This is a genomic window from Mesorhizobium sp. C277A (assembly GCF_040324395.1).
In the GTDB taxonomy this organism is placed as follows: domain Bacteria; phylum Pseudomonadota; class Alphaproteobacteria; order Rhizobiales; family Rhizobiaceae; genus Mesorhizobium.
Genome location: NZ_JAMYVW010000004.1, coordinates 295,279 through 309,652 on the forward strand (window position 1 = coordinate 295,279; position 14,374 = coordinate 309,652).

At 60.2% G+C, this 14,374-nt stretch carries 9 protein-coding genes and 3 pseudogenes; 5 read left to right on the forward strand and 7 right to left on the reverse strand.

What is annotated here, in order from left to right; translation table 11 throughout:
- Positions 1–2 precede the first annotated feature (2 nt).
- Both NKK52_RS31020 and NKK52_RS31025 read right to left on the reverse strand, forming a co-directional pair.
- Entirely contained in the window at positions 3–980 is a 978-nt protein-coding gene (locus NKK52_RS31020; RefSeq protein WP_023685587.1) for a transketolase family protein, read from the reverse strand.
- The gene (locus NKK52_RS31025) at positions 977–1,795 is read right to left on the reverse strand and encodes a transketolase (protein ID WP_245263162.1); all 819 of its coding nucleotides are present in this window, start codon (positions 1,793–1,795) and stop codon (positions 977–979) included. Before NKK52_RS31025 ends, NKK52_RS31020 begins: the two co-directional genes overlap by 4 nt.
- Before the next feature lie 160 nt (positions 1,796–1,955).
- Here NKK52_RS31025 and NKK52_RS31030 point away from each other — a divergent pair, with 160 nt between their 5' ends.
- On the forward strand, positions 1,956–3,335 hold the full coding sequence (locus tag NKK52_RS31030) for an aminotransferase (protein ID WP_023685585.1): 1,380 nt from the start codon (positions 1,956–1,958) through the stop codon (positions 3,333–3,335).
- Positions 3,336–3,458: 123 nt separating this feature from the next.
- Entirely contained in the window at positions 3,459–4,952 is a 1,494-nt protein-coding gene (locus NKK52_RS31035) for an NAD-dependent succinate-semialdehyde dehydrogenase (RefSeq protein ID WP_023685584.1), read from the forward strand.
- Between the two features lie 77 nt (positions 4,953–5,029).
- Here the strand turns inward: NKK52_RS31035 and NKK52_RS31040 are convergent, their stop codons facing one another.
- Together NKK52_RS31040 and NKK52_RS31045 are read right to left on the reverse strand one after the other, a co-directional pair.
- Positions 5,030–5,926, reverse strand: a complete 897-nt coding sequence (locus tag NKK52_RS31040; RefSeq protein WP_245263161.1) for a Fic family protein — start codon at positions 5,924–5,926, stop codon at positions 5,030–5,032.
- Complete coding sequence (locus NKK52_RS31045) at positions 5,866–6,216, reverse strand: hypothetical protein (RefSeq protein ID WP_245263160.1); 351 nt, start codon at positions 6,214–6,216, stop codon at positions 5,866–5,868. The genes NKK52_RS31040 and NKK52_RS31045 overlap by 61 nt, the downstream gene beginning before the upstream one ends.
- Before the next feature lie 149 nt (positions 6,217–6,365).
- Between NKK52_RS31045 and NKK52_RS31050 the strand changes: the two genes are divergently transcribed.
- Together NKK52_RS31050 and NKK52_RS31055 are read left to right on the forward strand one after the other, a co-directional pair.
- Entirely contained in the window at positions 6,366–6,524 is a 159-nt protein-coding gene (locus NKK52_RS31050) for a hypothetical protein (RefSeq protein ID WP_023679701.1), read from the forward strand.
- A gap of 908 nt (positions 6,525–7,432) precedes the next feature.
- Positions 7,433–8,173 (forward strand): annotated as a pseudogene (locus NKK52_RS31055) (oxygen-independent coproporphyrinogen III oxidase); the annotation flags it as partial.
- A gap of 814 nt (positions 8,174–8,987) precedes the next feature.
- Here NKK52_RS31055 and NKK52_RS31060 read toward each other — a convergent pair.
- The 3 genes and pseudogenes from NKK52_RS31060 to NKK52_RS31070 all read right to left on the reverse strand — a co-directional run.
- Positions 8,988–11,522, reverse strand: a complete 2,535-nt coding sequence (locus NKK52_RS31060; RefSeq protein ID WP_031204404.1) for a two-component system VirA-like sensor kinase — start codon at positions 11,520–11,522, stop codon at positions 8,988–8,990.
- Positions 11,523–12,163: 641 nt separating this feature from the next.
- Positions 12,164–12,541, reverse strand: a pseudogene (locus NKK52_RS31065) (type IV secretory system conjugative DNA transfer family protein); the annotation flags it as partial.
- Between the two features lie 267 nt (positions 12,542–12,808).
- Positions 12,809–13,167 (reverse strand): annotated as a pseudogene (locus tag NKK52_RS31070) (DDE-type integrase/transposase/recombinase); the annotation flags it as partial.
- A gap of 906 nt (positions 13,168–14,073) precedes the next feature.
- Between NKK52_RS31070 and NKK52_RS31075 the strand changes: the two are divergent.
- Entirely contained in the window at positions 14,074–14,208 is a 135-nt protein-coding gene (locus NKK52_RS31075; RefSeq protein WP_023671820.1) for an aldehyde dehydrogenase family protein, read from the forward strand.
- The last annotated feature ends 166 nt before the right edge of the window (positions 14,209–14,374 follow it).

Here is a 14,374-nt window from a genome sequence, read left to right on the forward strand (position 1 = left end):
GCTCAGCCGAGGGCCTCGCGGACGGTGGCCTCGATCCCCGCCGCGTCCAGCCGGTAGTGCTTGTAGAGATGTGTTGGCGGCGCAATCAGGCTGTATTCGTCGCGGATGCCATGGCGTATCAACCGCGCCGGACTGCCCGCCTCAGCCAGGATTTCCGCCACCGCGCCGCCCAGACCGCCGAGGATATTGTGTTCTTCGATCGTCAGAACGAAGCGGGAGTGAGCGGCGGCTGAGAGCACGGCCTTGGTATCCAGCGGCTTGATCGTATGCATGTCGATCAGCCCGACGGATTTGCCCGCCGCGCGCAGCGCGCGGTAAGCCTCCCGCGAGGGATGGACCATCGAGCCGCAGGCAATGATGGTCAGGTCCGATCCTTCGCCGTGAACGATCGCCTTGCCGAACTGGAAGTCGACGCCGTCGTCATAGACCACCGGTTCCTGGCCGCGGCCAATGCGGAAGTAGATTGGCTGCGCATGATTGACAGACGCCTTGACGGCGGCCGCCAGTTGCGGGCCGTCGGCCGGTGCGACGACCGTGAGGTCGGCAATGCTTCGCATGATGGCAAGATCTTCCGTCGCATGGTGGGAGGTGCCGTAAAAGCCGAGTGAAATACCGGCATGATGACCGATCAGCCGCACCGGCAGCGCCGAATAGGCGACGTCGGTTCTGATCTGTTCGCAGCACAGCAGCGCCAGGAAAGAAGCGAATGTAGCGACGAACGGCATGGCGCCTGTGCTGGCCATGCCGGCAGCAGCCGAAACCATGTTCTGCTCGGAAATGCCAAATTGCGTGAAGCGTTCGGGAAAGCGTTGCGCGAACCGCACCAGCCCGTTGGAATATTGAAGGTCGGCCGTACCGGCCACGACCGGATAACCGTCTTCGACCAGATCAATGAGCGCGTTGGCCAGATAACTCAGGCCAGGCGCGCGCGCGTTGATCTGGCGGTACTGCCAGGAGTTGGTATCGATCGGCCCGTTCATTGTGTTTTGCCTCCACGCTTGATCTCTTCGGCGGCCAAGGCCTCGTCCGATGGCGCGAGATAGCCCAGATGCCAGCCGGGTTCGGTTTCCATGTAACCAACGCCCTTGCCTTTGGAGGTCTTGGCAATGATGCAGACGGGCCGGGTGCGGTCTGCCTCGGCCTTCAACTGTCGCAGCAGCGTCGCGAGAGCGACGACGTCGTGCCCATCGACCTCGTGCACCTGCCAGCCGAACGCCGCCCATTTGTCGGCCAACGGTTCGATGCCGATGATGTCGTCGACCTGCCCGTCGAGCTGGTATCCGTTGCGGTCGACGATGGCGATCAGATTGCCGGCCTTATGGTGGGCGGCGGAGAGCGCCGCTTCCCAGACCTGGCCCTCCTGCATCTCGCCGTCACCGAGCAGGACATAGACATCGAAGCGCCGGTTGGCCGCACGGCCGCCAAGCACCATGCCGAGGCCGCCGGACAGGGCATGGCCGATCGAGCCGGAGCTGAAATCGACGCCGGGCACCTTGCGCATGTCGGGATGATCGCCAAGCGGATTGCCGAGCCGGGTGTAGCCATCGAGGACGTCCTTGGAGAAGAAGCCCCAGTCGACCAGCAGCGGGTAAAGGCCGACCGCGGCGTGCCCTTTGCCCATAAGGAAGCGGTCGCGATCCGGCCATTGCGGCTCGCCGCGCCTCAGCCGCATCGCATCGTAGTAGAGCGTGGCGAATATTTCCGCGCAGGAGAACACTGACGAATAATGCCCAACCTTGGCGATCTGGATGAGGCGCAGCGTCTCGAGCCGGACGAACTCTGCCCTGTCGCGCAACAGGGCGATCCGCTCCGCGTCGGGGGGCAGGGCGTTGTTTGAAGGAGTGGGCGGGTTGGCCATTGGCTTCACTCTCGGGATCATTTTTTCTCGACAACTTATAAGTTATAAGATATTCCTCGCCTAAGCAACCGCCTATCTGGTCGCAAGGAGAATTTTGATGAACAACGAATCGCGCGTGCTGGACATGGCCAGGCACTTTCATTCCCAAACGGATCCACGCCTGCATGAGGATCATGGTCCGTTGACGATCGTGGCCGGCGAAGGCGCGACCGTCACGGATGACGCGGGCAACCGCTATATCGAGGGCATGGGCGGACTCTGGTGTGCCTCGCTCGGCTTCAGCGACAGCCGGCTGGCCGCCGCGGCTGACCGCCAGATGCGCAAGCTCGCCGTCTATCACACCTTCAATCACCGCTCGAATGAGCCCACCGTCGAACTCGTCGAGCAGCTTACCGCGTTGGCGCCGTTCGACCACGCGCGCGTCTTTCTGGTCGGCTCCGGTTCGGAAGCCAATGATACGATGATCAAGCTCGCCTGGTATTACCAGGCCGCGCGGGGGCGCCCGGAGAAACGCAAGATCATCAGCAGGTTTGGCGCCTTCCACGGCAGTACGATCATGGGCGCGGCGCTGAGTGGCCTGCCGCATATGCACAAGTCCTTCAACCTGCCGCCGCTTCCCGTCATATTCGCGGCGCGGCCTTTTCACTATCTCGACGGTCTGCCGGCCGAGGCGGAGCATGACTACGCCACGCGCCTGGCCCAGGAACTCGAGGCCCTGATCCTGGCGGAGGGGCCAGAGACGATCGCCGCGATGATCGCCGAGCCGATCATGGGCGCCGGCGGCGTGCTGGTGCCACCGGAGGATTATTTTCCAAAGGTTAAGGCGGTGCTGCGCAAATACGACATCCTCATGCTGTCCGACGAAGTGGTCTGCGGCTTCGGACGCACCGGAAATTGGTTCGGCAGCCAGACTTTTGGCATGGAACCGGACATGCTGTCGGTCGCCAAGGGGCTTTCATCCGGTCATCTGCCCATTGGCGGCGTCATTATCTCCGACAAGGTCTACCAGTGCGTCGCCGATGAGGCCCACAAGGTCGGCGTGTTCGGCCACGGTTTCACCTATTCCGGCCATCCGGTGACAGCCGCCGTCGCCGCCGAGGCGATCAGGATCTACCGCGAGATCGATCTCGTGAGCCAGGCGCGCCGTCTCGGCGATTATCTGCATGCAGCGCTCGCGGACGCGCTCAACGACCATACACTGGTCGGCGAGGTCCGCGGCCGCGGTTTTATAGCGGGGATCCAGATCGTCGAGGATCGCGCCACCCGTCGCGCCTTTGCGCCGGAGCTGCGAATTGGCACCGATGTCGAGCGGCGGTGCCGCGAGCACGGAGTCATGATCCGCAACATGGGCGACGTGCTGGCAATCTGCCCGCCCTACGTCATCGCCCCTAAAGAGATCGATTACATGGTTGATGGCATTCGCGCGGCTCTTGATGAGACCGCGGCGGCCCATGCGCGGACTGACCAGTCGGCATGAACCCGCCCGGCGAGGCGGCGAGACATCGCTGGAGGGGCCGGCCGCGCGAAAGGCGCTTGGGCAAGCGCGAGCCGCAGCCAGCATACAGGATCCTGATTGTCTTATCCGAACGGAGGCCAGACCGTGCTTCAGAAAACCAGCCATTTCATGCGCCAGGCCAATCTCATCAACGGCGAATGGGTGCAGGCCGACAGCGGATTGACGGTCGACGTCAACAACCCGGCCACCGGTCTCAAGATCGGCACCGTGCCGAAGTCGGGCAGGGCCGAGACCCGCCGCGCCATTGAAGCCGCCGCCGCCGCCTTCAAGTCGTGGCGCAAGACCACCGCCCTCGAGCGCTCGAAGCTGCTGCGCAAGCTGCATGACGCGATGATGGACAATCAGGACGTGTTGGCCGAACTGCTCACCATCGAGCAGGGCAAGTCGCTGTTCGAATCGAAGGGCGAGATCGGCTCGGCCGCGGCCTACATCCTGTGGTTCGCCGAGGAAGGTCGCCGCACCTATGGCGATGTCGTGCCTTCGCCATGGGCGGACCGCCGCATCCTGGTGACCAAGGAGCCGGTCGGGGTCATCGCCGCCATCACGCCGTGGAATTTCCCGTCCTCGATGCTGGCCCGCAAGCTCGGCCCGGCGCTCGCCGCCGGCTGCACCGCAGTGGTCAAGCCGGCCTCGCAGACACCATATTCGGGCCTCGCCTGGGGTGCGCTCGCAGAGGAGGTCGGCTTCCCCAAGGGCGTCGTCAACATCCTGACCGGTTCGGCAAGCGAGATCGGCGACGAGATCTGCGCCAATCCGCTGGTGTCGAAGATCACCTTCACCGGATCGACCGAAGTCGGCAAGCTTCTCATCCAGAAGTCGTCGGTCACCGTCAAGAAAGTGTCGATGGAGCTCGGTGGCAACGCGCCGTTCATTGTCTTCGATGACACCGACCTCGAGCGTGCGGTCGCCGGTGCGATCACCGCCAAGTATCGCAATTCTGGCCAGACCTGCGTCTGCACCAACCGCTTCCTTGTCCAGGCTGGTGTCTATGACAAGTTCGTCGAGAAGCTCGCTGCCGCCAGCAATGGACTGAAGGTCGGCTCCGGGCTCGAGGACGGCGTGCAGCAGGGGCCGCTGATCGACGAGAAGGCGGTCGAGAAGGTCGAAGAACTGATCGCCGACGCCACATCCAAGGGCGGCAAGATCGTTGCCGGCGGCAAGCGCCATGCGCTCGGCGGCTCGTTCTTCCAGCCGACCGTCATCGCCAACGCGACACCCAAGATGCGCTTCATGAAGGAAGAGATCTTTGGCCCGGTGGCGCCGGTGTTCAAGTTCGAGACCGAAGAGGAAGCGATAGCGCTCGCCAACGACACTGAGTTCGGCCTCGCCTGCTATTTCTACACAGGCGATCTCGGCCGCGCCTTCCGCGTCATGGAAGGGCTGAAATACGGCATGGTCGGCGTCAACGAAGGCCTCATCACCACGCCGGAGGCACCGTTCGGCGGCGTCAAGGAATCCGGCCTCGGCAAGGAAGGCGGACATCAGGGCATCGAGGATTACCTCGATACCAAATATGTCTGCATCGGCGGCCTCGGCTCTAGTGCGCCGGCTTTTCCCGCGTCTCAGAACGCGGAATGACGAACCCGCGGGTGATCCGGTGAAAATCTTTCCGGTTCCGAGGAGAAGTGACCTAAGATCGTGAGCGCCCTATGCTCTTACGTTTCCGGAAAAAGCTTCGGAAACAGCGCGTCCAGAGCGTCGGCCGGGAAGCGTAGGGACACTGGGCCCTTTGGCGTTTCCGACGCCAATAGTCCGAGCGCGATTACGTCATTGAACACTCGACGCGCCGTACGTTCGGGTAGTCCGCTAATACGGGATGCCTCGCCGCGGTCAAACTCACCGCGCGTGAGCGCTTCCTCCACGAGGCGGCCGGCTTCGGGCTTCAGACCACTGCGCTCCACATGCCGATACAGCCGCTTGGCCAACGTGTCGAGATCGAACAGTCCGGTCATGAAGCTCACCTGATCGATACACGCCTGCAGGAACCATAAGGTAAAATCGCCGAGTGCGCGTTCGGAGAGGTTGCCACGTCCGTCGAGATCACCCTGGCGGGGCATATCGGCATGATCCATCATGCTCTTGTAATCCGTTCGGCTTTTCACGCCACGTGCCAAGCCTCGTGAGATCGACCACAGCCCGTGCGCGGCGATCCCGGCCTGATGGGCCATGGCGTGGCTCATCAAACGGCTGACGCGTCCGTTGCCGTCCGGAAACGGGTGAATGTAGTTGAAGCGGTGATGCGCGGCAGGAATGGTCAGGATGCGTCCGGCCTTGCCCAGCTTATCGAAGCGATAACGCATGGCAAAGTATTGCATGAAATCGTTGACGCGATCGCTCGAAGGCGGTTCATGCCGGCCGATGGCGACGTCATGCTCTGGCTTCGATCGCCACTCACCTGGCGCCATGACGAACTCACGGCCGGCACCCTTGATGGTCAGCATGGGCGCTTCGGCATCGCGATAGAATTCCGCGTGCAGCCATCGAAGAAAACCTACCGATGCCGGTTCCGGCAACTGCCCATCGGCAGCCAGGCGGTCGATCTCGGCTTGCACGCGAACGTGCGCGGCCGCCTCGAGCTGCAGATTGCGGCGGTTCTCGTCTCGATCGAAATTCCGACCAGCGCCCGTTCGATGTCGCGCGGGCGCGTATCGTGGCCTTCGATCAGGTTGCTGTAGTAGGTGTTCATGATGCGCACGAGATGGGCGAGGTTGGCTGCGGTACGCGAGTGCAGGCTTTTGCCCGAAACAGCCGACGTCGCCGACAGCTCTACCAGCGCATCCGAGATAGTTTCGGATACATCGGGTAGGCGTGCCAGTTCGATGCGCTGTACGCTCTCTTCCATATTGGCCGATCTTGGGTTCCGCCAAATGCGCGATTATAAACATAATTTTCCAGTTGACCAGATTGTTTGGCTGATCTTCTGGCCGATCGTCGGCATGCGGACTTGCGGGCCTCGGCACTGCCACCGCTGCCAGGCTTGGACACAAATCGATGCTGCCGATGATGATCATGGCCGATGTTCGGCAGGCCTATCGTACTGACAACTATGCACAAACCGTAATTGGGGGAGCCATCTGGCCGATGCTTTGGCCGATCTATGACGATCGGCCGGACTCAGACAGGTTCGAGGTGGAAAACAGGCAGCTTTAAACACGGTTCTGCCTCGGCCAGCGCAAGATTCGCCTGGAGCTTCGCTTATGCTGTGTGAGCTTGTTCTCTCGCGCCCGAATTCCCCATGGATGGCCCAAAAGCAGGCGATCCATTTGTCATTTTTAAGTGCGTCGGACTGCCAGTTGATCGCGTTCTGACCCGACTGGGAGTTCAAGTTTGACCTGAAACTGACCGGGTGCTGGATGGCAGGCTTCATCCCCACCGGTCTGATATGAAACAACGTCCGGCCCCGAGGCTAGGCTGCAATCTCGTATGGCTTCTATGCGCCGTTCTCTTGGAGCGTGTTGCGGGCTTGGTCTGCCCAACCTCGGAGCTCAATGCTTCACGGCGTTAGGATGAGCGTTCGAAGCGCAGGATTACTGCCGACACTGCTCTTCTTGTTCGCATTGGGCAGTTCCCGTTGGAAGCTTCCATCTTGCCGACTGCTGAGTTTGGAGTCGCCGTAGCTGTGAAATCGAAAAGAAGCCCATAGGCAACGTTTGCCGCGACGCTACTGAGAGCTGGTCACCGGGAGAGCCGAAGGTAGAACGAAGTTGTCTCGTTGAGCTTGTATGTGGCGCCAGCATAGAAGGCCCAGTTCCCACCCCAAGGCTTATACAAACCGCCACCGTTAGCGCCGATCGCGTTCATGGCCTCGTCCTTTTGGCAGAGATCACCACGGTCGCTAGCTGGCGAGCAAAGTCCGTCCCAGCGCTGCATTATCTCGTCGGATCCGGCAAGCTGGCAGAATTTCCCAGGCGGAGCTGACGGGGAGGGATGGTGGGAATAAAACGGTGCGCGTGAGGTCTCGGCGGGAACAGCCAAGACATCTAAGCGGAACGGACTGGCATAACGCAAAGACACAGGCGAGCTCAGCGGCAAGGTGGTTTGTTATCACCATGGGACGCCTGCCGCGTCAAACGGTGGTGTCGTGGGTCGAGACGGCGAGGGCGGCGGTCGCCATGCGCCCCGACCGGCTTGCCTTGTTCGGCTACTCGCATATCCCATCCCAAATAAAGAACCAGCGCCTCATCGAGGCGGAATTTCTTCCCCACAGCGCTGCCCGCGCTGAACAGCATGCGGCTGTCGCGGTGACGCTGGTTGCCGCCGGCTACCGAGAGATCGGGCTCGACCATTTCGCCTTGCCGCACGACGAGCTCGCGCTGGCACAGGAAACAGGTCGCCTGCGACGTAACTCGTTGGGCTACTCTGCCGATACCTGCAGAACCCTGATCTGTTTCGGCGCGTCGGCTATCGGCCGCATCGGCCAGGGGTACGTTCAAAACGAAGTTACACGGGATTTCTACATCCGGCACATCGCAGCTGCCGACTGGCGACATCGAAGGGCCATCGCCTCACAGACGACGACCGCGTGCGAGCCGCAATCATCGAGCGATTATTGTGCGATTTCGAGGCTGACGTGCCGGCAATCTGTGTTCGCCCACGGATCTGATCCGATCCGTCTTCGCGGTTCAGATGAGCGTTTGGCGATGCTGGCCAAGGACGGAATAGTGGACTTCGAAAACGGTTTTGTCCGCGTACGGCGGGAGCATCGCTTTGGGATTCGCGCTGTCGCTGCCGCATTCGATGCTTTTAGGGATGGCGTTACGTATCCCGCAGGTGAGGGCAAGCAGACACACGGAAGCTAACACAGGGGGTATCTTTTGCCGGAGAGAACGAGCTGCCATCGTGCGGTGCCCGGTTAGTAGTGAAGCGCCGTAAAATGTCGACATAGGCGTTGGTGAACTGGACCGAACGACGAGAACAGCCTATCCAGTGTGTTGTCGGCAGTTAGTTCGAAAGTCCTGCTACACCCGATCCGATGCCTCTCAACGCCGAGGCCGCACCTCCGTGCCGAAGCCGGCCTTCCCAATGGTGGGTCGAGCCGTCGCTTACCCCGTGCTTGCCTCACAGATCCGCGACCGAGAACCCAGCCTCATGCTCCCGCCCTGCCGGGGCCTAGGTCAATCTAGCATGAAAGGAACACGTCGGAACCTGGGATATCGCTTGCCCGGCCGGGCGGCGATAGCCTTGTCGGGGCAGCGAGGAGCCGTAGCCGATGATGAACGCACAGGAGAAGTCTGGCGTGAATGGGGCGATGATTGTCAAGCTTTGCTCTCGAGTCATTTCGTCAACCATCTTGCGTGACCGATTGGCGACCATCTCCTCGTCCCGACCTTATATTACCCGTTGCCTGTCGCCGCCAGCGCGCAGTGACTTGTCAAGGATGGAGGCCCGCAGACCCCATCGCGCGGCGACTTGTCCTTGACGGTCACGAGCACGGCGGCAGGTTTGCCGTGGTCGGGGAGCCCTTCCTTGGGCGGAGCCGACGACGGTGTTCGAGGGGAACTCGCCATGAGCCGGGTGCGCAGAGATCGTCCGACGCTCTTGTATTTGCTGGATCCCAGCCGGCTCCGCCTCCGACTGCCTCGGTAGCTCGGTATCCTGAGCGCGTCGGCGGCATCATGCCATTATCATCCTACGAATTGCATGCTCCATCGTCCTGGACGAGACCGGTTTGGCTAGCCAAAGGACGAAGGTCTGATTACCAGATGTGATCGGCATGGGGTCGCTTCCACCAACGACGATGATGGGCACCGTCATCAGGGTGGTACGTAGAGCTTCGGGCTGTCCTGGCCCGAGGAAAGTCGCTTTATCGAAAATTAGGAGGTCGGCTGCCTTCCCGCTCTCGATCCAGTCGCAAAGACTCTCGAAGGTCGCGAAGCCGACCGGCTTATAACCCAGCGCGGCGATCTTATCCTTGTAGATCTCCAACGCTGCTGGATCGGGGTCAACGACTGCAATGATTTCTCCGTTGCCAAGTGATCCATCGCATGGGCCGAAAGCGCTATCAGCTCTGACCTGCTCCTCAGCGCAGGCCGGTAAGTAGAGATCGAAGCGTGTACCTCGGCCAACAGCCGAGGTGACGTCAAGGCATCCTGCGAGCGCGCTCACATGGCGGTCCACTGCAGCAAGACCCAGTCCGGTCCCGCCGACGCGAGAGCGCGTGGTAAAAAAGGGCTCAAAGATATGCGGAAGCACCGAACTTGCGATTCCTTGGCCATCGTCGCTGATGGAGAGGAGAACGTAATCTCCCGGTTTCAAGGTGCCCTTAGCCACGGGCTTCGTTTGACAGACGTGAGCGCGAGAAACGCTAATCTCGACACGGCCCTCATTCAAGAGAGCCTCCGACGCGTTCTTGCATAGATTCATAAGGATCTGCTGTATCTCGGTCGGGCTGCCCTCGATCACCGTTTGCCACTCGTTGATCTTGAAGTTCAACTGAACATCCGCACGAAGTGTAACCCGCAGCAATGGCGCGAGATCCATTACACTCTCCGAGACGTCGAAAGGCATCGTCACGCGCTTCCGATTTCGGCTTAGTGACAAAATTTGATCAATAATCAGTTTGGCTCGGTTGCTGGCCAAGATAATTTGGCCGATGTGGCCCCGAATTCTCGAGGGGCGACGCACAAGACCTTTAGCCATCTCTGCGTAGCCGACTATTGCTCCTAGAACATTATTGAATTCATGTGTAACGCCGCTTGCGATTGTGCCGACAGCCGTCAGCCTTTCCGCATGCTCCCATCGACTCTCAAAAAGGTTACGTTCCGTGTGTACACGTTGCATTTCAAGATGGTTGCCTAAACGCACAGTAGCGCTCGCCAGAACCAGGAGGTCGTCTGTGGAGGGTGGTGAGCGATCTCCTTCAAAAACAAGGATACAAACCGCAGCCTGCTGATCGGAGGCCCGGCAACCAACAATTTGACAAACACCGGTAGTGCCTACGGCAGTCCGAACCACTTCCGACGCCGGAACGACGCGAAACACTGGCTGTTCCGGGTGTACAAGTGAGACGACTTCATGGATTAGCGTGGCGTTCCAGACGCGCATGCGCTTGTTCGCGACAAAGTACTCGGTATTCCTGCTGATACTCGGATCCACCAGAGCAAGCGCGCATTGATCCGCATCGAAAACGCATTGAATGAGTCTAAGCGCCGCTTCGGTGGAGAAGCGCCGCGAAGCCTTCGTTGCTTGACTGTCGATGAAACAAGCTTCGATCTCACTCATCGCCGCTTCAAGCTCTAACCGCCTTTCCAACCGGTTCGTCCGCACATGCAGCGTGGAGGCTCGAATGGTCGCAAACAAGCAGAGGCATATGGACACCAAGCCAAAGAAAAGCCGTGTACGCTGCGCTTGCGCGCTGGCGAAGCTGTAGGCTTTCAGATGTTCTCGCTCCAATTCGGCAGCCTTGGCGAACGTGTCGAAGGATGGGATCCGATTGACAGCGCGGTCCAACCTCAACATTGAGGACAGGATAGCGCGGCCCTCGCGGGCAACATCCTCCGTGACTTGGTCCTGGCTAGGAGGAAGTCGGCGGAGAGACTGATCGATTTGTAATGCGAGGCTGAATCCCGGTCTGGCCGAAAATTGAAGGATCAGATTGGAAAATTCAGGCCTGTTCGACACTCCCCCCCAAAGGCGATTAGCCGAGCGAGCAAAGCGTACGAGAGAGCTTTGCAGAAGCTCATTTTGCGCGGCCGAGTTCGAGATGGCAGCTTCTGTGTTTTCGAGGGACTTTTTGAGCTGTGCAACCAACCTGGAGTGCACCCCGGAGCTCTCATTGGGCGAAATCTCAACAAGGCGTTGGTAGTTTTGAAGGTTCCTTTTTAATGCTTGCCCGGTAGAAGCAACGGAACGGAAGTCCAATACCATGTCGGCGCGGGCGACGTCTCGCTGGAGCAATGCGTAGTTGATCTGAATCGTCCGCAGTTCGCTTAGGACCGCCTCGTTGATCTGGGGGTCTTGCCACTGTATCGCGACCAAGAGCGCAACCGAGGCCACTAGGGCCATTACAGAAGCTTTGTCGGTACTGAGCCATTTTTCCCAAACGAACGGCGTTTGAGCCGCGGTGCGTGCCTTGCGAAGGTCCGAGTTGAATTCTAGCTCCCCATCGCGTCGGTGTGCGGCCGGATGCTGCTGGAACAGGAAAGCCAAGTGTACCTCTCCCCTCAAACAGGCGGTGTAGACACCGTTGCACTCTGCCCCCATGGCCCGCTGACCTTCCATTGATTCGCGGGCGTTTCGACCTCGACGGCGAGGCGGCAGCACAAGGCGGGCAACTGATCGCAGTTTTCGGAACTGGTCTTCCGAGAGATCATCGAAGGGGCATACAAGCGCACGCCTGCAGCAGCCGAGGATGATACCGGCCGGTCAAACGCAACTGGCGAGCGCCGGATCTGCTGTTGGCTGGCAGCTAACACTGGCGGGGCGGCGGCCTCAACTACGGCGTGCCTAGAGCCGGCTGCTGCGAAAGCGTCCGACACGCTTCCCTTGGGGTCATCCCGTCCAGCGGGCATTCTTGGATCGCTGAAAAAAGACGAGGCAGCTTGATGATCCTGCCCTCGCTGAAGCACCTCGCGAAACCCCTTTTCCAGTCGCAGAAGCTCCTCTGGACCGGTAGGCGGCTCGTCAGCTCGACCATCGAACAGCGGCCGGAGCGCCTCGGACACGTGCTGCTCAAAGCCCACTCGCCGGGCCTGGACCGCTTGCCCGTCTTCCAAGCCGGCGTCCTGCACCTGCGACAAAGCTGTTACACGGGATGGATTACTATTTCGCGGGTTCATACTAGCCTCACATCAAACTGTATCGTCAAAGTCCTGCGCCAATTCACACAGCGGGTCATCGAGTTGAGATTCTGCGGAGAGCGCCTCCTCTGCTCCCGTCAAGGGCGCCGGCTCCGGGAGGGCGCCTGTCTGGCTTTCAAAGATGCGTTTCAGAATGCGATCCGAAAAATATCGCACCTTCCTCAATTTTAATGGTGGCAGACCTTTGATGAGAACAATCTCGTAGTCGTCATCGAGCAGCCGAACCTGTTCGGGACGCAATAGCGGTGCACCTTGATGTGAATTCTGAATGTTCCAATCGAACGTTCGCGCCTGGCTGTAGGAAATCGATTGGGCTTGAAATGTGAATCCACCGATAGCTTTGGAAATGTAGTTCGGAGTCTCGTCATCTACCTCGATGTTCCTAGAAGCGCGCCGGCAGCCCGGGCGGGGGGCTTGGGGTTAGACTGCCAGCGCACGCCACTCATAAAGAGCGGCCTCTTTTCGCGGTTCGGACACCCATAGTCAACCCGGCAACGTCTGGATGCCCGCTGTGCTTTTTGCAGAGCGGCGATGCCGGGCATATCGGCCGATCCTGTCTAGGATGGTGTGGCCACTCTCGTCGGCCGAGTTGATGCTCCAGCCAGTATCGCCTTGCCGACCAGCATGAGTTCGCCGTTAGCAATCCATTGTTGCGGGCGTTCCAGTCACGGCCTTCCATTCGGCGATGGCTTGCAAGCGATGAACATGTATGGCGAGAGCAGAACGTTTGGGGCGGGGGACGAAGAGGTTGCGGAGGGCTGACAAGGTCGAGACGAAGCGTTGCAGGCCTCCCGGCGATCGGACCCCTGCATCATCCGCTCCCGTTTTCGCGGCGGCACATGGGAATTCTCCGCTCTGTTGTTCAACCCCTTGTGCGACCGGTGCTCGACGTCCGGCATCATCTGTCGCTTTGCCGCTCCATACGAGCGAAGCTAGTCGGTGATCATGCGCTTCGGCGCGAGCCCCTGCTTCTTCCACAGCCGCGTCAGCAAGCGCAACCTCTCGCAGGGTGCGCTCTCAGAGTTCGTTCCTGCGCAGCGGCCTTGTTATCTCGATACTGGATAAGCGTCTACGAACCTACGCGCCGCATAACGAGCTTTGTTGCGCTGGTCGGTTGCGAAGGGTGGCTCTATGCATCGCAGTGGCGGACGCGAAATCCTCACCATCCTTCTGCATCGCGCTATTTGGCTTGCCGAACACCCAATTTCGCCGGCACGCTGCCGCTGAATACGATGATCATCTCGCATTCTTGCTATGGAGACTGTCGTCCTTCCTGGGCACGCGGCTGACGGCGACGAAAGCGGGTTTATTCATGCAACACCCCTTTTTGGCAGGCAAGCTGGTGGACTTCGGGATGTCGGGGGCGAATATAGCGAAGACTCCCGCCGCTCGCTGATGCATTCTGGACGCAACCGCATCGAGCCGATGTGTTCGAGACGCTTCGCGGCTGCAGTCGCCGAACGATGGCGTGGTTATGCGACCTGTTCGGCATGGCTACCCCCGTCCAGTCAGGCGTTCACGAAGGTGTTTGTCGAGAGTTCGTGGAGAAAGTCCGCCACTTATCGTTGGCGAGGGCTTTGCTCCGGAGTGGCGATCGGTGCGCTGATCGACAGGCAGGCTCTGGCCAAAATCGAATCCCATGCCGTCGCGAAAGGCCGCAGAATCGATGCGGGGGCAAACGCATCGCGCGAATGGCACGTCGAACTATCGGTCCGGTCTCCAGCGAGATGACCATCGCGCAAGAAAGAGACATTCGGGCGGCTGGCGCCTGTGATTGCTTCGACGATGCGGATAGGTCGTGCATGAGGCCAACGACACGATCTACGGCCTTCCCCCACATTTGGCCTCAAACGGAAGCGTGTTTGGCGTGTCGCCGAGGCCTTGGAATATGGCATAGTGGTATGAACACGGGACGCATGTCGTCGGAAGCCGCGCCTTTCGGCCGAGTGAAGCAGTCCGGCATCGGGCGGGAGGGTTCCCGCCATTGCCTCGAGGACTACCTCGAAATGAAATACCTCTGCACGGGCGGCATCTGAAGCATGGGCTTGCAGGGCTCGCAGACCGGTAAACCAGCGAGCCATCTCCAAATATGTGAATTGTGGATTGCTCCTCGACGGGAGCTGAGGGGCGGCTCCGCAAGCCTTACGACGCTCTTTGCGAGCCGTAGCTGCCGAGCTGGCAAAAGGCCGGGCTACGTCGCGC